The following is a 22113-nucleotide window of genomic DNA, read 5'->3' as shown; positions in this document are numbered from 1 at the left end:
TGTTACAATAAAAACGTGAAGACTGAGCGTTCGCTCAGATGGCGGATGCTTCATGACTTGACGCAAGCAGGGGGGAGAGGGATGTATTCGTATTGGCAAGTGCACAAGGAAGATCGCGTTGCCGTCGTCACCATCAGCCGTCCGCCGGCCAACGCGCTGAGCCAGGCGGCGCTGACGGAGCTGGCAGCGCTTCTGGACGATCTGGAACGGGACGGTCAGGTAAAGGCGATCGTCTTGACCGGCGAAGGCCGTTTTTTCATCGCCGGGGCGGATATCAAGGAGTTTACCCAACTGGTGCCCGCAGATGCCCAAGCGATGGCGAAAGCCGGACAGCAATTGTTTGACCGTCTGGAAACCTTCCCGAAACCGATCATTGCCGCGATCAACGGGGCGTGCCTGGGCGGCGGTCTGGAACTGGCGATGGCCTGCCATATTCGGCTGGCGGCGCCCGAAGCCAAGCTGGGCCTGCCCGAGCTCAACCTGGGCCTCATCCCCGGTTACGGGGGCACGCAGCGGCTGCCGCGTCTGGTCGGCCGGGGCAAGGCGACGCAGATGATCCTCACCTCCGAAATGATCGACGGCGAAGAGGCGCTGCGCATCGGACTGGTGGAAGCGGTCCATCCGCTGGACCAGCTCCTGGACGAAGCGAAAAAACTGGCTGCAGCCATTGCCCAAAAAAGCGCTGTCGCCCTGCGGCTGGCACTGCAGTCGGTGCATGCCGGGACGGTGCTCGGCAAGGCAGATGGCATGCAGCGCGAAGCGGAACTGTTCGCTGAAGCGTTCGCTTCGGAAGACGTCAAGGAAGGCGTTGCCGCGTTTTTGGAAAAGCGCAAGCCGCAGTTTGCCGACCGCTAGCTTCTATTGGAATTGCGCCACCTAGTAAGGAGGGAATCCCATGAACATTTTGGTTGTCATGAAGCAAACCTTTGACACGGAAGAAAAAATCGTCATCGAGGATGGAAAAATCCTGGATGACGGCGCGAAAACCATCATTAACCCGTACGACGAGTACGCCCTGGAAGAGGCGATCAAACTGAAGGAAGAGCACGGCGGCGAGGTGACCGTCGTCTCCATCGGTACGGACAGCGTGGAACAAGAGCTTAGAACGGCACTGGCGATGGGAGCGGACAAGGCAATTCTGGTTGACGACGAAAGCCTGTTCGGCGACGAGTACACGACTGCCAAAGTGCTGGCTGCCGTCGCCCGCAAAGTGGGGTACGACATCATCCTCGCCGGACAGATGGCCGTTGACACCGGCGCTGGACAAGGCGGTCCCCGTCTGGCTGAAGAGCTGGGCATCAACCACGTTTCCACGGCTGTCAAACTGGAGATCAACGGCACCCAGGTGCGGGTGGAACGCGACGTCGAAGGGGACCTGGAAGTGGTGGAAACCAGCCTGCCGGTGCTGATCACCGCCCAGCAGGGGCTGAACGAACCGCGTTACCCGTCCCTCCCGGGGATCATGAAAGCCAAGAAAAAACCGTTGGATCGCCTCTCTGCGGACGATCTTGGCCTGTCCGCCCAGGACGTCCAGGCGAAGACCGTCATCGTCGACCAGACCCTGCCTCCGAAAAAGCAGGCGGGCCGCATTCTCTCCGGCGAATTGGCGGCACAGGTGTCCGAATTGGTCCAATTGTTGCGTAACGAAGCAAAAGTGATCTAAGCGAGAGGGAGAGGATCCAGATGAAAAAGGTACTGGTATTGGCAGAAACGCGTGACGGTCAACTGCGCAACGTGTCCCTGGAAGCACTGGCCGCCGCGCAGGTGTTGGCAGAAGGCGGCGAAGTGGTGGCTGCCCTGTTCGGACCGGACAGCGGCGCGCATGCGGCGACACTGGGACATCACGGCGCCGGTACGGTCTACGTGGCGGATCACGCCGCGCTGGCCCAGTATACGCCGGACGCGTACGTCCAAGCGCTGAAACAGTTGATTGACCATGTCTCTCCTGACGCGGTGGTGCTGGGGCACACGGCGATCGGCCGTGACGTGGCGCCGCGTGTTGCCGCCCGTCTCGGGTACGGTCTGATCTCTGACGTGACGGCTCTGGAGCCCGGTCCGGTCTTTACGCGGCCGATCTATGCGGGCAAGGCTTTCCAAAAACGGAAGTTCAGCGACGGCATGATCATGATTACGATTCGGCCCAACAACATCCCGGCGGCTGCGGCCGACACCGGGAAAACGGCGACGGTGGTGCCGTTTGACGTGGAGATCAAGGATCTGCGCTCCATCGTCAAGGAAGTGGTTCGCAAAACGAGCGGAAAGGTGGATCTCTCCGAGGCCAAGATCATCGTCTCCGGCGGTCGCGGCGTGAAAAGCGCGGACGGCTTCAAACCGCTCTACGAACTGGCTGAGGTGCTTGGCGCCGCAGTAGGCGCGTCCCGCGGCGCGTGCGATGCCGATTACTGCGACTACTCCATGCAGATCGGCCAGACGGGGAAAGTGGTTACACCCGACCTGTATATCGCGTGCGGCATCTCTGGAGCAATCCAGCATCTGGCAGGTATGTCCAACTCCAAAGTGATCGTCGCCATCAACAAGGACCCGGAAGCCCCCATTTTCCAGGTGGCGGACTACGGCATCGTCGGCGATCTGTTTGAGGTGGTTCCCCTGCTCACGGCTGAATTCAAAAAAGTGCTCGTATAAGCGAGCGGTACGGAACGGCGCCCTGGACGGGGCGCCTTTTTTGTACGGGAAGTCATGCGGCGGGCATCAGTCATCATGAAGCGCTCTCTGTCTGCGGTCGTTTTTTTGTCCGCCCCCGCTGTCGTATGCTTCTCCTGTCCGCTATAATAACTAGGAAAGGGAGAGTGGTCGGAATGAGTGAGGAACTGCTGCATCAGTTGATCCACATGGTGGCGGAAAACAACCGCATCGTCAAGGAATCGGTCGAGGAGCTCCGCGAGTTCAAACGTGAAATGTACGCGTTTCGCGACGACATGTACGCGTTTCGCGACGAAACCAACCGCCGCTTTGACCGCCTGGAACGGCATTATCAACTGCTGGAATCCGATTTTGACCTGCTGCACCGCAAAGTGTGCGACCACGAGCGGGAAATCAACCGCCTGAAGCACTTGGGACAATAGAGAGCGGCGATTTCGGACAGACTAACGGGGAAAGCGCGGCAAAGTGTCGTCCGTTGTAGTCATTTCCGGTGGAGAATGATATACTGTAGGGCGTATGGAACCTTTTGGCGTACCGTATAGAAAGGAGGTAACGATACCATGGCAATTGTGAATGCAACCGACCAGACCTTTTCCCAGGAAGTGGAGCAAGGCGGCACTGTCCTGGTTGATTTCTGGGCTCCGTGGTGCGGTCCCTGCAAAATGATCGCGCCGGTACTCGAGCAGATCGACAGTGAAGTAGGGACCAAACTGAAAATCGTAAAGGTAAACGTGGATGAGAATCCGGAATCTGCCGGCCGTTTCGGCGTAATGTCCATTCCGACCCTGATCGTGTTTAAGGACGGTCAACCGGTTGACAAGGTAATCGGTTTCCAACCGAAGGATGCGCTGATGGGCACGTTGAACAAACACCTGTAAGGAAAACGGATCTGCACCTGCCTGGCCGCTTGCGCCGGGCGGGGGCCGTCATCAGCATCTGCACTGCGCGGATGCTGATTTTTTTATGCCAGCGCAAACACTCGTGTTTCGCCGCAAAACGTGGTAACATGGGGACGGAACGTATATTCCCGCCCGCGCGGGAAGGCCGTTGGTCCGGATATGAAGAAAGGAGGGGCAGCCGTGAACAGCTCCTTGAAAGACAAGCTGGCCGTCCTGCCGGAGAAGCCGGGCTGCTACCTGATGAAAAACAAGGACGGAGACATCATCTACGTGGGCAAGGCCAAAGTGCTGAAAAACCGCGTCCGTTCCTACTTTGTAGGCAGTCACGACGGCAAGACGCAATTACTGGTCAGCGAAATTGCCGATTTTGAATACATCGTCGTTTCTTCGGGGATCGAAGCGCTGATTTTGGAGTGCAACCTGATCAAGCAGCACAATCCGCGCTACAATGTAATGCTGAAGGACGACAAAACCTATCCGTACATCAAGGTCACCAATGAAAAACATCCGCGCCTGGAAATCACCCGCAAGGTGGTCAAGGACAAGGCGCGCTATTTTGGTCCCTACGCCAATGCGGGAGCGGCATCCGAAGTGAAAAAGCTGCTGGATCGCCTCTACCCGTTGCGGAAGTGCAAAACGCTGCCGAAGCAGGTGTGTCTGTACTACCACCTGGGGCAGTGTTTGGCTCCCTGTGTTCACGAGGTGCCTGCGGAAGAGAATCAGCGGCTGGTGGAAGAGATCTGCCGTTTTCTCGACGGCGGCCACGAGGCGGTCAAGCAGGAGCTGACGGAAAAGATGCTGCAGGCAGCGGAAAACATGGAGTTTGAACGCGCCAAGGAGCTTCGCGACCAAATCCGCAGCATCGAAGCCGTGATGGAAAAACAGAAGGTGACGTTTACCGACACGGTGGACCGGGACATCATCGGCTTTGCTGTCGACAAGGGCTGGATGTGCATCCAGATCTTTTACATGCGGCAGGGCAAGATGATCGAACGGGAGACGACGTCGTTCCCGTATTACGGCGACGAGACGGAAGATTTCATGTCCTACGTCACCCAGTTTTACTACGACAAGCAAAACGCGCTGCCCAAGGAGATTTTGCTGCCGGAACGAAGCGAGCCGGAGTTGCTGGCGGGGTGGCTGGGCGTCAAGGTGTACGCGCCCAAGCGAGGGAAAAAGCGGGAACTGGTGCAGATGGCGTCCGAAAACGCGCGGATTGCCCTGCAGGAAAAATTTGCGCTGATGTCCAAGGACGATGCGCGGACGATCCAGGCGGTGCACAATCTGGGGCACATCCTTGGGATTGGCACGCCGCACCGCATCGAGGCATTTGACAACTCCAACATTCAGGGCACGACACCGGTGTCAGCGATGGTGGTCTTTACCGATGGCCGGCCGGACAAGAAAGAGTACCGCAAATTCAAGATCAAAAGCGTCGAGGGGCCGGACGACTACGGGGCGATGCGGGAAGTGATTCGCCGCCGCTACACCCGCCTGCTGAAGGAAAGCCAGCCGCTGCCCGATCTCATCGTCATCGACGGCGGCAAGGGGCAGATCAGCGCGGCGATGGACGTGCTGGAAAACGAGCTGGGTCTCTACATCCCCGTCTGCGGCCTGGCCAAGGACGAAAAGCACCGGACCGCGCAGTTGCTCTACGGCGATCCGCCGGAGCCGGTGGAGCTTCGCCGGGACAGCTACGAGTTTTACCTGCTGCAGCGAATTCAGGACGAGGTGCACCGCTTTGCCATCACATTTCACCGGCAGGCGCGCAGCAAGACGATGCTATCGTCACGGCTGGACGAGATTCCCGGTGTTGGCGAAAAGCGGCGCAAGCTGTTGTTCCAGCATTTTGGCTCGCTGAAAAAAATGCGTGAAGCGACCGTGGAAGACTTCCGGCAGATCGGCATCGGCGACAAGCTGGCCCGAGAGATCCTGCGCCACCTGCGACAACAGGCGGACGGGGATGCAAACGGAGCATCCGGCGAAACAGACAAAAAGGCTGACGCCTGACGAGTGCGGGCATCAGCCTTTTTTACGTGTGTCATCCAAGAGCCCGCGTCACGGCTTCCTCCGCGTGGATGCGTGTGGAGTCAAACAGCGGCACAAGCATATCCTCCGGTTTGATCAGCAGAGTGATTTCCGTGCAGCCGAGGATGACGCCCTCCGCTCCGCGGCGAACGAGGCCGTCCATTACCCGCAGGTACTCCTGCTTGGACTTTGGCAATACGTTTCCCAGGCACAACTCTTCAAAAATAATGCGGTTGACGATGGCGCGGTCAGGCTCGTCCGGCACCAGCACTTCTACTCCGTATCGGCGCATCCGTTCGCGGTAGAAGGGAAATTCCATGGTGTAACGGGTGCCCAGCAGGCCAACGCGCCGAATTCCGCGCTGAACAATCCGCTCTGCCGTGGCGTCGACGATGTGCAGCAGGGGAATTGCCACCGCTTGTTCAATCGCCTCCGCGTTGTTGTGCATGGTGTTGGTGCAGAGCACGATGAAGTCGGCTCCCGCCCGTTCCAGCGCCTTTGCCGCATGTGCAAGCGCTGCACCGGCGTCGTCCCAGCGCCCCTCACGCTGAAACGCCTCGATCTGTGCAAAGTCGACGCTGTACATGATGCAGCAGGCGGAGTGCAGGCCGCCCAGGCGCTCTTTGACGAGCTGGTTGATCAACCGATAGTATTCGAGCGACGATTCCCAACTCATTCCTCCAATCAGGCCGATCGTCTTCATTCGCATACCCCCAACATGAAATCTATGAAATTGAGAAATAATATACAATTTTCGGTATCATCTGGCAATAAGGGCTATGACAGAAGTTACGGCTCGTACAGGCACGGACTTTACCATGATGCTGCAAACTTTAATGAAATTTCTGATTGAACCGCCTTCGTACACGTGGTATAATCCCATACAAACAGCATAACAAGCCTCACTTCCCGTTAGGAGTGAGGTAGAGGCGCGAAAACCATGAGTACCTCCCTGAGATCGGGCATCTGTGACGGGTACGGGAAAGGGGAATTCGCCGAAGTACGGAGAAAGGCCCGCTTCCTCCGTGCTGGGTCTGCGTTGAATAAGCGCAGGACTGTCATCCGTGCAATTCCCGTTGCCGGATGGAGAGCTATCTCACGATGTCGGTTGAGAATGGAACAGGGGATGTTCTGTCATGCTCAACTGTTCACGTGGCCAAGGGAAGGAGGAACCGGTATGTCGAACTGGCAGGCAGTGACAGGTGTATCCTCGTCGCTGCCTTTTTTGCAAGAGTGAGAAATAACAATAGTGAAACGAAGATGGCCTGAGAAGATGGCCTGATGAAAGAAGAATCCAAAGAGATATGTGAACATGTTGAATAGGAAAAGGGAGAGAAGCCGCATGGGGTTGATCGTGCATAAATACGGAGGCACCTCCGTAGGTACCATTGAACGGATTATGAAAGTAGCGGACCGGATTATTCAATATAAGGAAGCTGGACACGACATGGTCGTCGTCGTGTCGGCAATGGGCAAGTCCACAGACGTGCTGGTGGATATGGCCAAACAGATTTCCCCCTACCCGTCGGAGCGGGAGATGGACATGCTGCTGGCGACTGGCGAGCAGGTGTCGATTGCGCTGTTGGCGATGGCGCTGCACCAAAAGGGGTATGACGCCATTTCCCTGACGGGCTGGCAGGCGGGAGTGACGACCGAGTCGATCCACGGCAAGGCCCGGATCACCCATATTGAGACGGAACGAATCCGAAGGGAACTGGCGCGCGGCCGGGTCGTCATCGTGGCTGGATTTCAGGGCGTCAGCGAAGCAGGCGAGATCACCACGCTGGGCCGCGGCGGTTCGGACACGTCCGCGGTGGCGCTGGCAGCCAGTCTCAACGCGGACAAATGCGAAATTTTCACAGATGTGGCCGGCGTCTACACTGCCGACCCGCGTGTGGTTCCGACGGCGAGCAAACTGGACAGCATCTCGTATGATGAAATGCTCGAACTGGCCAACCTGGGGGCGGGCGTGCTGCATCCGCGCTCGGTGGAGGCAGCCAAGACCCACAAGGTCCGGCTGGTCGTCCGCTCCAGCTTTACGACAGAAGAAGGCACGTACGTAGAGGAGGGTGCGCATATGGAAACAGGAAGAGTAGTTAGCGGCGTCGCCCACGACGAAGACGTCGCAAAGGTGACGGTTGTGGGGATGCCTGCACGCGTAGGCACGCTGTCCCGGCTGTTCAACACGCTGGCGGATCACCAGGTAAACGTGGATATCATCATCCAAAGCTCGTACGACGCGGCCGTGACCAACATTTCCTTCACGGTGGCAGGAAGCGACTTGAAAAAGACGCTCGATACGCTGAACGCCCACCGCGAGCAGCTCGGTTTTGAAAAAGTGGAATGCGAAGAGGGCTTGTCCAAGGTCTCGATTGTCGGAGCCGGCATGGTGAACAATCCGGGCGTGGCCGCCGAGATGTTCCGCGTGCTGGCCGAGCAGGAGATCACGATCAAAATGGTTTCCACGTCTGACATCAAGGTGTCCTGCGTCATCCCGGCGGAACACACCGAGCGGGCCGTGCGCTGCCTGCACACCGCATACGGCCTCGACGTGGCGGAAACAGCTGTCGTACACGGAGTATGACCCGCTGACAGCCCAATACGGAACACACATGCTGTCCCCCTTTTTTCGCCGCGGAAAAAGGGGGATTTTCTTCTGGTGGGATGTTTGCGGGAAATCGCGTGGCAGCGGCAGCGCGATGCCTCGCCTCCCCGCTCCTGCCCGGTCGGCTCACTTTCGTCCCGGCCAGACCTTACCAGTGAACGGTAATCAGGACGCTGCCCGTCTCCTCCGTCTCCATCCGGGTTTTCATCTCCCGCTGCTTCCAACGGCCGACAGCACCGGCGATGATCCCGCACTCCAGAGAGAGGGAACGGTTGATGCGTTCGGGCGACATGTAGCGATAGATGGTATGGGTCAGCCGATAACGAATCTGCCGCTCCCCGTCTTCCAACAGGTCCAGTTTGCCCAGCCCCAGACGGATAAAGGGAAACACCAGACCGTTGGCGGAGCGGATGGGAATCTGCCGCCCCATTTCCTTTCCCAACCAGTGGAGAATGGGCGGTTCGCTTTCGCCCAAAAGCGAGCGGGTGAGGTGCTCGCGCAGTAAGTGATAGCCCAGATAGGGCATGTGGATGCGCTCAATATCTGCGATGATGCGGGAAGGCAGCAAGGCTTCCAGTTGATCCGGTTCTTTCACGTCACGACCCTCCTTCCCGGCTGCAGGCCGCGCGAGGCTTGTCCCCTGTCGGACCCTCCTGCGGCCGCCAGGTCTATTACAGCCGGTTTGCTCTACCTGTTTGGTAACAGATTATGAGAGAGCGGCCGAATCTATGACAGATTCATAGAAAAATCGGACGATTAATACGTGTAATCCAACAATGGAATTAGTCTATTCACTGTCTTGACGCTCTCTGTAGACAGGAGTACAATTGGTTGTGGTTCAACGTTTTGCCCAACTTTTTTCCGTTTTCCGACACAATTTGTCTGGCTGTGTAGCAGGGGGGCAGGCAGCTGCCGTCATGTCTAACCGGCTGGGCAATGGGTTAGGATAGTGGGGAAAAGATTAACCAAAGAACGCTACTTACAATTGAAAGGGGGACCATTGTATGGCAAAAGGCCATAGCTTTCTGAACCACAAGCTGCATTCTCTTCTCGGTTTGTTCCCAATCGGGCTGTTCCTCTTGTTCCACTTGACAGCGAACTATCAGGCAACCCGGGGACCGGAAGCTTTCAACCAGGTAGTAGGAATGATTGAAAACGTTCCATTCCTGCTCGCCGTGGAATTCATCTTCATCTACATTCCCATCCTGTTCCATGCTGTGTACGGGATCTACATTGCCTTCCAGGCGAAACACAATGTGGGCAGCTTCGGACATTTCCGCAACCACATGTTCCTCTGGCAGCGCCTTACGGGAATCATCACACTCATCTTTGTCGCTTGGCACGTGTACGAAACGCGCATTCAAAAAGCGCTGGGTGCCGAAGTGAACTTTGACATGATGACCAACATTCTCAGCAGTCCGCTGATGGTTGTCTTCTACACGATCGGGATTCTCAGCACCGTGTTTCACTTTTCCAACGGGCTCTGGTCGTTCCTCGTACACTGGGGCATCACCGTCGGTCCACGTTCCCAGCGTTTCGCCACTTATCTGACCATGGGCATTTTTGTAATCGTTTCGCTCATTGGCTTGCGGGCGATGTCTGCATTCATTCTGTAGGGATTGGGGGACTCATTCATGGCAAAAGGTAAACTGATCATTGTCGGCGGCGGCCTTGCCGGATTAATGGCTACGATCAAAGCAGCAGAAAAGGGCGTTCCCGTACAGTTGTTCTCCCTGGTTCCGGTAAAGCGTTCTCACTCCGTCTGTGCCCAGGGTGGTATCAACGGTGCGGTGAACACCAAAGGGGAAGGCGACTCCACCTGGGAGCACTTCGACGATACCATTTACGGCGGCGACTTCCTGGCCAACCAACCGCCTGTTAAAGCAATGTGTGACGCCGCACCGGGCATCATCTACATGCTCGACCGGATGGGTGTCATGTTCAACCGTACACCGGAAGGTCTGCTGGACTTCCGCCGTTTCGGGGGGACCAAGCATCACCGTACCGCGTTTGCCGGTGCAACGACCGGACAGCAGCTCCTCTACGCGCTGGACGAGCAAGTGCGCCGCTTTGAAACGGAAGGTCTCGTGACCAAGTACGAATACTGGGATTTCCTCGGGGTTGTTCTGGACGATGCCGGCACCTGTCGTGGGATCACGGCGCAAAACCTGCGTACCGGCGAGATTCAATCCTTCCGTGCCGACGCCGTCATCCTGGCAACCGGGGGACCTGGCATCATCTTCGGCAAATCGACCAACTCGATCATCAACACCGGTACGGCGGCATCTGCGGCGTACCAGCAGGGCGTCATTTACGCGAACGGCGAAATGATTCAGATTCACCCGACCGCCATCCCGGGCGACGACAAGCTGCGCCTGATGTCCGAGTCGGCCCGCGGTGAAGGCGGACGCGTCTGGACTTACAAGGACGGCAAACCGTGGTACTTCCTCGAAGAAAAGTACCCGGCCTACGGCAACCTGGTGCCGCGCGACATCGCCACCCGCGAAATCTTCCACGTCTGCGTGGATCTGAAGCTGGGCATCAACGGCGAAAACATGGTGTATCTCGACCTGTCCCACAAAGATCCGAAAGAACTGGACGTCAAACTTGGCGGTATTATCGAGATCTACGAGAAGTTCGTGGGCGATGACCCGCGCAAGGTACCGATGAAAATCTTCCCGGCCGTGCACTACTCGATGGGCGGCATGTGGGTAGACTACAACCAAATGACCAACATCCCGGGTCTGTTCGCTGCGGGTGAGTGCGACTACTCCCAGCACGGTGCGAACCGCCTCGGTGCCAACTCCCTGCTCTCCGCGATCTACGGCGGCATGGTGGCAGGTCCGAAGGCAATCGAATACATGAACGGTCTGGAACAGTCCTGCGACGTTCTTCCCTCCACGCTGTACGACAGCTACACGAAGAAAGAGCAGGAGAAATACGACAACATCCTCAAGATGGACGGCACCGAAAACGCGTACCTCCTGCACAAGGAACTGGGCGAGTGGATGACCGACAACGTGACCGTCGTGCGCTACAACGACCGCCTGAGAAAGACGGACGAAAAAATTCAGGAACTGATGGAGCGCTACAAACGGATCAACATCAATGACACGAGCAAATGGAGCAACTCCGGCGCAACCTTCACTCGTCACCTGTGGAACATGCTGGTGCTTGCCCGCGTTATCACGATCAGCGCACTGATGCGCGACGAAAGCCGCGGCGCTCACTACAAACCGGAGTTCCCGGAACGCGACGACGAGAAGTTCCTGAAAACGACGATGGCCAAATTCAATCCGGAGACCACCGCACCGGAGATCTACTACGAAGACGTGGATATTTCGCTGATTCCGCCGCGTAAGCGCGACTACACGTCCGACAAGAAGAAGTAAGAGGGGAGGGAACTGATCATGGCCGAAAAGTTTGTCCACTTGATTATCACTCGTCAAGACAGCCCTGACAGCACTCCGTACAAGGAAGAATTCAAGATTCCGTACCGTCCGAACATGAACGTGATTTCGGCGTTGATGGAAATACAGCGCAATCCGGTGAACGCGCAAGGTCAAAAAACGACACCGGTCAACTGGGAATCCAACTGTCTGGAAGAGGTGTGCGGCGCGTGCTCCATGGTGATTAACGGCAGACCGCGCCAGGCGTGTTCCGCTCTGATCGACAAGCTGGAGCAGCCGATCCGTCTGGAACCGATGAGCACCTTCCCGGTACAGCGCGACCTGTCCGTAGACCGCAGCCGCATGTTCGACGCGCTGAAACGCGTCAAGGCATGGATTCCGATCGACGGTACCCACGACCTGGGACCGGGTCCGCGCATGCCGGAAGTGGAACGTCAATGGGCGTACGAACTGTCCAAGTGCATGACCTGCGGTGTCTGCCTGGAAGCGTGCCCGAACGTCAACCAAAAATCGGCGTTTATCGGTCCGTTTGCCATCTCCCAGGTGCGTCTGTTCAACCAGCATCCTACTGGTGCGATGCACAAACATGAGCGTCTGGAAGCGCTGATGGAAGACGGCGGCATCGCCGACTGCGGAAACTCGCAAAACTGCGTGCAGGCTTGTCCGAAAGGCATTCCGCTGACGACTTCCATCGCTCACATGAACAAAGAGACGACCAAACACGCGCTGAAGAAATTCTTCTTCTCCTGATTTTTTCAGGGGATGACAGACAACAGGCGTGCAAACCGTTACTGTGGTTTGCACGCCTGTTTGCATGTCGGTATCTGCCTGGAATCATGTTCGAGCCGTTTTCCCGAGTGAGCGCCGTGCGATGGTTACGCGGCTTTCTGTTCGGCTGCCTTTTGCTCCCGTGGAGACAGCTTGATCTTGCCGAGGAACATGGCGAGCACGGCGCCTGCCAGGATAAAGACAAGTCCGACGAGATACACCTCATGGAGCGAGGCGACCATGTCCGTCTTGAGGATTGGCAGCAGAAACTGCCGAATGTTCTCCGGAATGGCGGCCAGCGCCTCCGGGCTCAGCAGCATGGAGTATAGGCCCTGCGGGTTCGTCTGAATCATATTGGAGAACTGCTCCGCCATGCCGTGAGCCTCCTGCGGCAGTTTTTCCAGACGCGGCATGAGGTCGTGCGTCAGCAGGGCGGTCGAGCGATGGTTCATGACCGCTCCCAAAACGGTCATGCCAAACGTTCCGCCGATTTGTCGGAAAAACTGGCTGGAGGATGTGACGACCCCCCGCTGCGATTTGGGGAAGGCTTCCTGCAGCGCGATGGTAATCAGCGGCATCACCAGCCCGATTCCCAATCCCAGCACGATCATGTATGCCATGGCTTCCCATTGGGAAGTGGTTACGACCATCGTGGACAAGAGCCAGAAGCTCACAGCCATCGTGATCATCCCGACCAGCATTTGCGTGCGGACGCCGATTTTTTTCACGATCCGGCCCCCGATGATACTGGTCAGCATCATGGCCAGCATCATCGGCACCATGATGGTCCCGGACTCGGACGGGCTGATGCCGACGATGCCCTGCATGAATAACGGCACGAACATGATGGCGCCAAACATCCCGACCGACATGAGAAACCCGATGCCGTTCAACAGCGAAAAGGTTTTGTTGCGAAACAGATGCAGCGGCAAAATCGGCTCAGCTGTTTTCGACTCCACGATCACGAACGCGATCAGAAACGCGGCTGAGAGAGCAAACAGCGAGAGAATCTGCCACGACGCCCAGGGGAAGTCTTTTCCGCCAAACGTCAGAGCGAGAAGCAGGCTGACGACGCCGCCGGTCATGGTAAACATGCCCCAGATGTCAATGTTGACCGGTCCGTTCAGCCGCTGCGATTTAAGTGCCGATGCAATCAGGATCACGGCGAGAATGCCGACAGGCAGATTGATGTAAAAGACCCATCGCCAGTTCAACGAGTCGACGATCCAGCCGCCAACCTGCGGCCCCAGAATGGAGGAGAGGCCGAAGACTGCGCCAAAGACCCCCTGCCATTTGGCCCGCTGCTCGCCGGTAAACAAATCGCCGACGATGATCATCGCCATCGGCATCATGATGCCGCCGCCGATGCCCTGGATCGCGCGGAAGATGATGAGCTGGTTCATCGACTGGGCAGCTCCGCAGAGGACAGAACCGACCATGAATAGAATCAAACCGGTCACATAGATCACTTTTCGGCCGATCAAGTCCGCCAATTTGCCGGTGATCGGCACGACAGCGGTGGACGTCAGCATGTAGGCTGTAGTCAGCCAGGTCATGACCCCCAAGCCGCCCAGTTCGCCGACGATGCGCGGCATGGCGGTTCCCACAATCGTATTGTCCAGCGACGCAAAGAACATCGCCACTAACAGTCCGACAATGAGAAGTCCGCGTTTTTCCTGTTGTTCTTGCTGTTCTTGCATATGATGTCACTCCTTCTCATGTGTTGCGATACGGGCCAGCTTCTCGAAAAGCTGGACGAGCGCCTCCAGCTCATCCGGACTCAGATGGCGCAGATAGCGTTCAATGACCGCTTTTCGCTTTTGTTTGGCCTGCTTCAAGATGGTTGCACCTTGTTCGGTCAAGCGGATGGTCACGACACGCCGGTCGTGCTCGTGCCGATCTCGCTGGACGTAACCGTGTTTCAGCAGCCGGTCTACCATTGCTGTGATCGCACTCGGTTTGACGCACATGGCGTCCGCCAAGTCGCTCACGGAATCCGGCCCCTTTTTGGCGAGCATATTTAGGATGTAAAACTGCGGACCGGTCATATCCGTTGACGATTCCGCCAGTTCCTGTCCTATTTTTCTCATCGTCGTGGTAAAGGCGATCTGAAGCCGCTCAGTCGCTTGATCCAAGTCCAGTTGATCCATGTCACTCACCTTCCATTATCAACGACACTTCAATTTCTATCGTTAAAATTTATCGTGTCTAATATTTAACGTATTTAAATATATAGCGCGCCAACGCATTTGTCAATCTGTTCGCCCATCCGATTTCTGGGAATACGAATCTCCCTTCAAAGGAAAACTGAAAGAAATGGATGTTTTTTTGGGGGGCAGACGATGAAAAAACGGATCTTGTGCATCGGGATGGCACTATCCCTGCTTCCGGCGCAGATGGCGGACATGTGGACGGCAGAGGCCAATCAACGCGGGCAGGATGCCGCTTTTGCCAAACAAGTGCTTCAGGATCTTCGCGATGCCCACTGGCAGGCGAAGGCGGCTGCGTCTGAACCGGAGCGCAGCGGAATTACTGCTTCCGGCGCAGACGAGTGGAATGCGGCAGAGCACGTGCTAAAGGGCGAAATGGTGGCGCAGCCCCTGCCTCCGGACTGGAGATGATTGAGGCGCCGAAAGCGTGGCAGGAAGCCGGCGTCAAAGGGGAAGGCATGCTGGTGGCGGTGATCGACACCGGTATCAACAGCAGGCACCCCGATCTGCCTGCGCCGCGCGACAAGCGGCTTGCCCAGCAAAAGTCCGGTTCGACGCAAAAAGTGATCCCCGGCTACAACTGGGCAGACCGCAACCAGACGACCGAGGACGTGGGCGAATCGCAGCACGGCGTGCACGTCGCCGGGATTGTGGCGGCCAACGGGAAGCTGAAGGGCGTGGCGCCTGAAGCTCAACTGCTGAGCCAGAAAGTGTTCAGCAATTACCAAGGGGAAGTGCCGGGATTGAGCGAATCGATCCTGTTTGCGATCAACGATTCGATTGCGAAAAAAGCGGATGTGATCAACCTGAGCCTCGGCTCAGCGGCCGGATATGTGGACGAGACCAACACGGAGCAGTATGCCATCAAGCGGGCGGTGGACAACGGTGTGATTGTGGTGGCGGCAGCGGGCAACGACGCTTACTTTGGCAGCGACAAGGTAAAAGCGCAAAATCCCGATGTCTCCATGATCGGCTCTCCCGGTCTGGCACCGGACGCTTTTTCCGTCGCGTCGGTCAATGCGACCGCCCTGGCCGGCTACAGCTTTGCCGTACAGGGGGTTGACGGGCTGGAGCGGGTGGTCTACCTGCACGGCCACGCCAGCAGCGGCAGCGTGATGAATCCTGTCCAGTCCTTGTTCAAACCGTATCCGCTGATCTATATGGGCAAGGGGAAAAAGGAAGATTACAACGTCTCCGTCAAGGGAAAAGTGGTGCTCCTGGAGCGGGGTGACATCCCGTTTGACGAGAAGCTGCGGTTGGCCAAGGAAGCGGGAGCGGCAGGCGTAATCATCTACAACAACCAGTCGGGGCCGCTGATCATCAGCGCGGAGAATGCCAAACAGATTCCCGCCGTCTCCATTTTGAAACAGACGGGCGAGCGGCTGGCCCAGGCGCTGAAAAAGGGCAAAAAGGTTACGGTCACCTTTGACGGCCAGTATGCGCAAAATCCAATGCCGTATCCGGATGGGGGCACCATCTCTGCCTTTTCCTCCTGGGGGCCGACGCCCGATTTGCAGTTCAAACCGGAAATCGCCGCACCGGGCGGAGGGATCTTGTCGATAGTGCGGGAGTCAGACTACGCGGTCAAAAGCGGCACGTCAATGGCAACGCCGCACGTCGCGGGAGGGATGGCGCTCATCAAGCAGGCGTATCTGAAGCAAGGGCGCAACCTGCAAGGGCGGGCACTGGTGGAGACGCTAAAGGCGGCCGCAATGAATACGGCCAATCCCGTCCTCGACCCGCGGGAGACTGCTGCCGCTTCTGAGGGCAGCCGGCCGGGAAAACTGCCGTACAGCCCGCGCGTCCAGGGTGCGGGGCTCATGCAGATCGCCAAGGCGATCAAGACGCCGGCGATTGTCACCGATGCCAAAGGCAAGGCAGGTGTCTCGCTCGGGGAAATCGGCAACCGCACGACGTTTTCCCTCTTCGTGGACAACAAATTCGGGAAAAAACCGCTCACCTACAAAATCAAGGACGAGTTCGGCGTGCTGACCGACCTGCGTCAAAACGGGTTGAACCTGCTGACGGAAACCCCGCTGAAAGGGGCACGGCTGCAATTCTCCAGCCAGCAGGTGACCGTTCGGCCGGGTGAGCGTGCGGAGGTCAAGGTAACGCTGCACATTCCGGCGGAGACGGAGCGCAACATTTTTGCCGAAGGTTATATCGCCTTTGAGCCGGTGAATGGCGATGAGCCCGTGCTGCGCGTGCCGTACTACGGCTTTTACGGCGATTGGGACGAGCCGCGGGTGATGGACGCCCCCATGTGGGAGGAGGAAAGCCAGGAAAACCGGACCGGCGTGAAGACTACCTGGTATCACGACAAGGAAAACGACAAGTGGAAATACCGTGACTACCTGGGAGTCGTCGGGGTGAGTGAAGACGGGACAGTGCAGGTGGACCCGGCGAAGATTGCGTTCTCTCCCAACGGCGACGGTCACTACGACACGGCCGCTCCGTCGATCACCTTTTTGCGCAACGCGAAGCAGGTCATGGTGGACGTGACGGACCGCACGGGCAAATTGATTCGCTCCCTGGCTCGCGACGAAAAGGTGAGGAAGTACGATCAGTCCAAACGGGGCATTCCCTATTACTACACCGAGCGGGAGGAGTGGAGCTGGGACGGCAGGGGGTACTCCCCGGAAAAAGGCACGTACGAGCCGGTGCCAGACGGCGTCTACCAGTTTGTCATCCGTGCCAAAATCGACGGGCCAAACGCCAACTGGCAGACGTTGACCCTGCCGGTCCGGGTGGACACCAAAGCACCCGTCGTCACCGCGTCGCTGGCGGGCAACCGCGTCCAATGGAGCTGCAAGGACAAGGATGTGCAGGGCTATCTCTTGTACGTAGGCGGAAAGAAGACGGGCGGACCGTACTCGGCCAACGTCACGAGCGCGGTGGTCAGCCAGCCGGACAAAAAGGTCTCGCTGGTCGCCTACGATTACGCCGGCAATGTCAGCATCGTCCACCTCAACGGAAAGAGCGACGTCGTTCCGCCGTACGTGCAATTCCCCAACGACCTGTTCCGCTACGTGCTGATTTCCCGTCAGCCGGAAGTGGCGATCAGCGGACGGATCAGCGGGGAAGACATGCTGGACCGCGTGCGCCTCTTGATCAATAACAAACCGGTGCAGGTGGAGGTGGACGGAGCGTTTCAGACCGTCCTGCGCCTGCCGGAGGGGTTGAACTACGTCTCGTACAGCGCCAGCGACATGTACGGCAACACCCGGCAGTTCACGCAGCGGGTCATCGTGGACACGACGCCGCCGGTCCTGCAGTTGGCAAACGACGGCTCCGAAGACATTCTCTACGATGGGGCCACCAAGCGCATGCTCGTCCCGATCCGCTTCCATTACCGCGACCAGACGTACAAGGGGCAGGTCAGCGTCAACGGGCAGATCGTCGGCAGTTGGGAAGAAGACCAGTTGGAAAAGCCGGTCTGGAAGCAATTCACGCACACGCTGTCCCTTAAGCACGGGGAAAACCGCATCCTGTTGGAAGGCAAGGACGGGGCCGGCAACCAATCCTCGCTGGTGGTTTACGCGTACGTCGATGCCCATGCCGGTTCACTGGTGCTGCACCACGGGGAGCAGCGGCTCACCTACACGGCCAGAGCGCTGCCCGCTCCGACGCTGAAACTGGAACAGAACAGCCTGGAGGCCCGCGTCGGGTCATCGGTTCCCGTCTCCGGAAAGGTGACGGCTACGGGCGTCGCGCGGCTGCAGATCGTCTACGGCGATCGCCGGCTGCCGGCGGATGTAAACGACCGGGGCGAGTTTCGCGTACTGCTGGACGGCGTCCGGGAAGGCAAGCAGAAACTGACGGTGATCGCCACCGACGCACTGGGACGGGAGGTTCACGGCGAGATCATCGTCATCGGGAAAGGCGGATAAAGGATGTCCGGGTGACATCCTTTTTTCGCTGAAAGGGCACCGTTTTTATGCCCATGTCGGCAGCGTGGGGATTGCCGCGACAGCGTTTTACGGGTCAGGAGGGGATTTCTGTGTTTTTCCACGGCATCAAGTGGGAATATGTACGGGAAGCGTATCCGCTGCTCTCACCGCGCCGCAGCGTTTCGCGCAAGCGGGGTGACCAGCTGGCAGACCGGCTTCATCTGCTGCAGCAGTTCGGCCTCGAACCGGTCCACCTGCTGGAGGAGGGAGCGGACTATCCGCCGGAGCGATGCGTCCGGGAGTGTTTCTGCTTTGGGGATACGGTGTTTGCCTTTGAACGGCTGGAGGGGCCGCTGTGGCAGCTCAGCCGTCACGAGGTGGGAGTGGAGGTGCTGGATTTGCGTACATGCGTGCGGATCTACACCAAGCGGGCGGATGCGGCTGCCGAAATCAGGGGGCTTTTTCCAGATGTTCCTGTAATCCAGGACTAAAGTATTAGGATTTTTTATGCAAATCTCTTGTAACTGTCATATTTCGACATTATAATGGGCACAAACAGGAAGATTTTGACCGGGAAAGGAATGGAACCATCATGAACGTCCATTACCTCAATCCGTTTCTGGAGTCGGCCTCCATGGTCATTCAACAGTTTTGCAACGTGACCGTCACGCGGGGAGAGCTGGCTGTGACTGAGTGGGACTGCCGAGACGACCATACCTGGATTCGCATCGGCATGACCGGTCATCTGGAAGGTGACGTCTTGTTCGGCCTGCACAATGATCTCGCACTGCGAATTGTCTCGGCCATGATGGGCGGTTTTCCCGTCAGTGAACTGGACGAGCTGGGAAAAAGCGCGATTTCCGAACTGGGCAACATGATCTCCGGCAACGCCAGTACGATTCTGTACAGCCAGGGCGTCGAAATTGACATCACGCCGCCGCAGTTGATACAGCACAGTGACATGCTGACAGTGAGCGGCCCGGCGCTGTCGGCTCCTCTGGATCTGAGTGACATGGGGCGCATGGAGATACAGGTCATCGTGGTGAAATAGGCAGAAGGCGTGCGGCAGGAGGCGGCACGCCATTTTTACGGCGCTCGGGCAGGCGCTCTTCAGCAGCAGCAGGAATTGCAAGAAAACAGAAAATACTCTTTATTGTCTGGTTGAATTCTGTCAAATCGTGTATTGTTGGTAGTAGGAAGGAGGGCTGATTCGCTTGACCTACGTCAAGCAGCTGATCGCGATGTTTCTGCTCGTGGTCGTCGTCTGCAGTGCGCCGTTCATGCTGTACGCCGACGAGGACGAGGTGCATGTAGAGCCGGAAAGAATGGTCATTCTCACGGTGTACTTGCTGGAGCAGATCGCCGACGGTTCACTCGGCACGTACTGGGTGGGGAATACGGAGCGAAGCATCGCCCAGGACATCGGGCCGTTTGCGCTGAGCTCGTTTCGACTGCTGTTTTTCAGCGTCCTGATCGCGGTCACCGCCAGTCTATTGTTTGGATTGTTTCTGCAGCGGTTCGGCGTCGTGCGCCAGCTGCAGCGGGTGCTGGACGTCATCACCACCGTGCCCGACTTCATCCTGATCTTGCTGGCAATTCTGGGCTGCATCCAGTTTTACAAGGCGACCGGCATCCAAATCATCTCGCTCTCGCCTTTCAACGACTCGACCAACAACTGGCTTCCCCTGACCATCCTGTCCATCGGGCCTACCATTTTCCTGATGAAGGGGGTCAGCCTGAAGTACGCCCAGATCGGAGGCGAAGACTACATCCGCACGGTGTTGGCCAAAGGCATGGGCATCTGGCACATTCTCATTCACCACGTCTACAAGAACGTCAAACCGTTTCTTTTGGCCGATCTGAAAAAGACGATCGCGATCACGGTAACCAACCTGTTTGTCGTGGAATACCTGCTGAACGTCGTCGGTTTGACCCGGTTCATTTTCAGCAAAAATGCCGACCTGCAGTTCAACGCGGCCGTCATGGGACTGATGGGCATCATATTGCTCTCCATTCTCGTCTATGTGCTGATCCGGGCCATCCTGTACCTGTTTGAGCGGGTGTTCGTCTACAAATGAACGATTAGATCCACTTGAGTGAGGTTTTGTCATGCAGTTACGTCGAACCAACTGGTCATTGCGGATCGGTGCAATCCTGGTGGCATTTCTCGTGGTGCTGGGTTTCATAGGGCCGTACATCGCTCCGTATGAACTGAATTTTCAGGAAGTGTTTCGCAGCGAGACGGTGAACGGCAAATCAGTATACCTCTCCCCGCCGATTCCACCGTCCGCAGAGCACTGGCTGGGGACGGACAACTGGGGCTACGACCTGCTGACATTGCTGCTCCACGGGGCGCCGTACACGATTTTCGTCACGCTGGCCGTCGCGCTGCTCCGGGTGCTGCTCGGCACGCTGGTTGGCTTGTACATCGGCATTCAGGACAAGCCGCAGCGCTGGTGGCTGTCAGTGGAAAACGCCTGGAGCTACATTCCGCTGTTCATCCCGGTCTACTTTTTCCTCCGCGGGGTCAGCATTAATTCGGAGCTGTCCGTCTCCACCTTGGTCGCGCTGTTTATCGGCGCAGCGTCCGTCTTGGGCGTGCCCAGTGTCGCTTCGTCCATACGGCAGAAGACGGAGCAGATCAAAGAGACGCAGTTTGTGCTGGCGGCTGTTTCCATGGGAGCGGGTCGGGGGCAGATCATGTTTCGCCACGTCCTGCCGCACATCAAGGAACAGGTGGTCGTCATCATGGCGACGGAGACGGTGGCCGTGATGACGCTGATGGGGCTGATGGGCATGTTCAACCTGTTCATCGGCGGCACGAAAATGTCGTACGATCCGGTCCTCTACCAATCCATCACGCATGAGTGGGCCGGCTTGCTCGGCTCCTATCGCACCTTTGTCTACAGCAAAAACGCCTGGCTTTTCCTCATCCCGCTGATCTGCTTCGTGTTTGCCGTCGGGTCGTTTTCCCTGCTCGCCAAGGGGCTGCGCGATCACTTCCAGGAGACGTACAAGCGCACATCGTATATCTGAGCAGCATGTGGGCTCGATTAACTGGTTTATCTGTAAGGAAAATTCTCTTCGCTGCAACCTCTGGAACCCATCGCCCATTTTCTGAATAGGATGTAAGACAAAAGCCTAAAATCCCTGTAATTCCGGCACCACCACCCACCCCCCTACATAGGATAAGGTGACTCTGTAATCCCTCAACCTTGTTCCTGTAGAGCCCACAAGGAGGGGTGGCACGATTGAAGGGTAGCGATCAAACCAAGCCGTTGTTGACAAATCGAGAAAGAGAAGTATTTGAACTCTTGGTCCAGGATAAGACGACGAAAGAGATTGCCGGACAACTCTTCATCAGCGAAAAGACCGTACGCAATCACATCAGCAATGTCATGCAGAAATTAGGTGTCAAAGGTCGATCTCAAGCAGTAGTCGAACTCGTTCGACTTGGTGAGTTAGAGATTTGAACCCAGTCCACCCGGCCTCCCTTTTCTTCCCTTGCGAATGGAAGGGAGGATTTTTTTTTGGAACGCAACGCTTTGGCCTTTTGAACGCTTTGTGGTAGACTTCATCTACAAGGTGCTCCTTTCTGTCGCACGCGATCGAGCCGTGATCTGGCGGCAAACGAAACGAGCA

Annotated in this window: 21 protein-coding genes and 1 riboswitch; of the genes, 17 read left to right on the top strand and 4 right to left on the bottom strand. The window is 57.3% G+C overall.

Annotated features, from left to right (window positions below; all coding sequences use genetic code 11):
- The first annotated feature begins 81 nt into the window (after window positions 1-81).
- The 6 genes from Q7F15_RS14480 (at window position 82) to uvrC (ending at window position 5570) form a co-directional block, all read left to right on the top strand.
- Window positions 82-855: an enoyl-CoA hydratase gene (locus Q7F15_RS14480; protein WP_171566435.1), complete on the top strand. Its 774-nt coding sequence runs from the start codon at window positions 82-84 to the stop codon at window positions 853-855.
- A 40-nt stretch (window positions 856-895) separates the two neighbouring features.
- A complete protein-coding gene (locus tag Q7F15_RS14475; protein ID WP_171566434.1) occupies window positions 896-1663 on the top strand; it encodes an electron transfer flavoprotein subunit beta/FixA family protein in 768 nt (255 codons plus the stop codon).
- 20 nt (window positions 1664-1683) lie between these two features.
- Window positions 1684-2643, top strand: coding sequence for an electron transfer flavoprotein subunit alpha/FixB family protein (locus Q7F15_RS14470; RefSeq protein WP_171566433.1), 960 nt, complete (start codon window positions 1684-1686; stop codon window positions 2641-2643).
- Between the two features lie 173 nt (window positions 2644-2816).
- On the top strand, window positions 2817-3083 hold the full coding sequence (locus tag Q7F15_RS14465; RefSeq protein ID WP_304414520.1) for a hypothetical protein: 267 nt from the start codon (window positions 2817-2819) through the stop codon (window positions 3081-3083).
- 138 nt (window positions 3084-3221) lie between these two features.
- Window positions 3222-3539 (top strand): thioredoxin, encoded by a 318-nt coding sequence (gene trxA / locus Q7F15_RS14460; protein WP_171566432.1) that lies wholly within the window; start codon window positions 3222-3224, stop codon window positions 3537-3539.
- Between the two features lie 201 nt (window positions 3540-3740).
- Entirely contained in the window at window positions 3741-5570 is a 1830-nt protein-coding gene (uvrC, locus tag Q7F15_RS14455; protein ID WP_171566431.1) for an excinuclease ABC subunit UvrC, read from the top strand.
- A 31-nt stretch (window positions 5571-5601) separates the two neighbouring features.
- Here the strand turns inward: uvrC and Q7F15_RS14450 are convergent, their stop codons facing one another.
- On the bottom strand, window positions 5602-6291 hold the full coding sequence (locus Q7F15_RS14450; protein ID WP_230076661.1) for an aspartate/glutamate racemase family protein: 690 nt from the start codon (window positions 6289-6291) through the stop codon (window positions 5602-5604).
- A 213-nt stretch (window positions 6292-6504) separates the two neighbouring features.
- Window positions 6505-6690: riboswitch (Lysine riboswitch) on the top strand.
- A 240-nt stretch (window positions 6691-6930) separates the two neighbouring features.
- Between Q7F15_RS14450 and Q7F15_RS14445 the strand changes: the two genes are divergently transcribed.
- On the top strand, window positions 6931-8172 hold the full coding sequence (locus Q7F15_RS14445; protein WP_171566429.1) for an aspartate kinase: 1242 nt from the start codon (window positions 6931-6933) through the stop codon (window positions 8170-8172).
- A 169-nt stretch (window positions 8173-8341) separates the two neighbouring features.
- Here the strand turns inward: Q7F15_RS14445 and Q7F15_RS14440 are convergent, their stop codons facing one another.
- A complete protein-coding gene (locus Q7F15_RS14440) occupies window positions 8342-8788 on the bottom strand; it encodes a DUF2507 domain-containing protein (RefSeq protein WP_171566428.1) in 447 nt (148 codons plus the stop codon).
- A gap of 409 nt (window positions 8789-9197) precedes the next feature.
- Between Q7F15_RS14440 and Q7F15_RS14435 the strand changes: the two genes are divergently transcribed.
- The 3 genes from Q7F15_RS14435 to sdhB are packed head-to-tail and all read left to right on the top strand — an operon-like array spanning window position 9198 to window position 12353.
- Entirely contained in the window at window positions 9198-9809 is a 612-nt protein-coding gene (locus Q7F15_RS14435; RefSeq protein WP_171566427.1) for a succinate dehydrogenase cytochrome b558 subunit, read from the top strand.
- 18 nt (window positions 9810-9827) lie between these two features.
- Window positions 9828-11585: a succinate dehydrogenase flavoprotein subunit gene (sdhA, locus tag Q7F15_RS14430; RefSeq protein ID WP_171566426.1), complete on the top strand. Its 1758-nt coding sequence runs from the start codon at window positions 9828-9830 to the stop codon at window positions 11583-11585.
- Window positions 11586-11603: 18 nt separating this feature from the next.
- Window positions 11604-12353, top strand: coding sequence for a succinate dehydrogenase iron-sulfur subunit (sdhB, locus tag Q7F15_RS14425; RefSeq protein WP_171566425.1), 750 nt, complete (start codon window positions 11604-11606; stop codon window positions 12351-12353).
- A gap of 125 nt (window positions 12354-12478) precedes the next feature.
- Here sdhB and Q7F15_RS14420 read toward each other — a convergent pair whose 3' ends face one another.
- Together Q7F15_RS14420 and Q7F15_RS14415 are read right to left on the bottom strand one after the other, a co-directional pair.
- Complete coding sequence (locus Q7F15_RS14420; RefSeq protein WP_171566424.1) at window positions 12479-14071, bottom strand: MDR family MFS transporter; 1593 nt, start codon at window positions 14069-14071, stop codon at window positions 12479-12481.
- Window positions 14072-14077: 6 nt separating this feature from the next.
- Window positions 14078-14521: a MarR family winged helix-turn-helix transcriptional regulator gene (locus Q7F15_RS14415; RefSeq protein WP_171566423.1), complete on the bottom strand. Its 444-nt coding sequence runs from the start codon at window positions 14519-14521 to the stop codon at window positions 14078-14080.
- 192 nt (window positions 14522-14713) lie between these two features.
- Here Q7F15_RS14415 and Q7F15_RS14410 point away from each other — a divergent pair, with 192 nt between their 5' ends.
- From Q7F15_RS14410 to Q7F15_RS14380, 7 genes are all read left to right on the top strand, one after another.
- Entirely contained in the window at window positions 14714-14992 is a 279-nt protein-coding gene (locus tag Q7F15_RS14410; RefSeq protein ID WP_304414519.1) for a hypothetical protein, read from the top strand.
- Entirely contained in the window at window positions 14989-18471 is a 3483-nt protein-coding gene (locus Q7F15_RS14405) for a S8 family serine peptidase (protein WP_304414518.1), read from the top strand. Before Q7F15_RS14410 ends, Q7F15_RS14405 begins: the two co-directional genes overlap by 4 nt.
- A 110-nt stretch (window positions 18472-18581) precedes the next feature.
- Entirely contained in the window at window positions 18582-18962 is a 381-nt protein-coding gene (locus Q7F15_RS14400; protein WP_171566421.1) for a hypothetical protein, read from the top strand.
- A 101-nt stretch (window positions 18963-19063) separates the two neighbouring features.
- Window positions 19064-19522 carry a chemotaxis protein CheX gene (locus Q7F15_RS14395; RefSeq protein ID WP_171566420.1) on the top strand — a complete coding sequence of 153 codons (459 nt, stop codon included), beginning with the start codon at window positions 19064-19066 and terminating at the stop codon, window positions 19520-19522.
- A gap of 163 nt (window positions 19523-19685) precedes the next feature.
- Window positions 19686-20549: an ABC transporter permease subunit gene (locus Q7F15_RS14390; RefSeq protein ID WP_230076663.1), complete on the top strand. Its 864-nt coding sequence runs from the start codon at window positions 19686-19688 to the stop codon at window positions 20547-20549.
- A 31-nt stretch (window positions 20550-20580) separates the two neighbouring features.
- Complete coding sequence (locus Q7F15_RS14385; protein ID WP_171566419.1) at window positions 20581-21507, top strand: ABC transporter permease; 927 nt, start codon at window positions 20581-20583, stop codon at window positions 21505-21507.
- A gap of 215 nt (window positions 21508-21722) precedes the next feature.
- Window positions 21723-21944, top strand: coding sequence for a helix-turn-helix domain-containing protein (locus Q7F15_RS14380; RefSeq protein WP_003387736.1), 222 nt, complete (start codon window positions 21723-21725; stop codon window positions 21942-21944).
- Window positions 21945-22113: the final 169 nt, after the last annotated feature.

The organism is Brevibacillus aydinogluensis (assembly GCF_961514395.1).
GTDB classification, from domain to species: domain Bacteria; phylum Bacillota; class Bacilli; order Brevibacillales; family Brevibacillaceae; genus Brevibacillus; species Brevibacillus aydinogluensis.
This window is presented reverse-complemented; position numbering and strand designations above follow the sequence as displayed.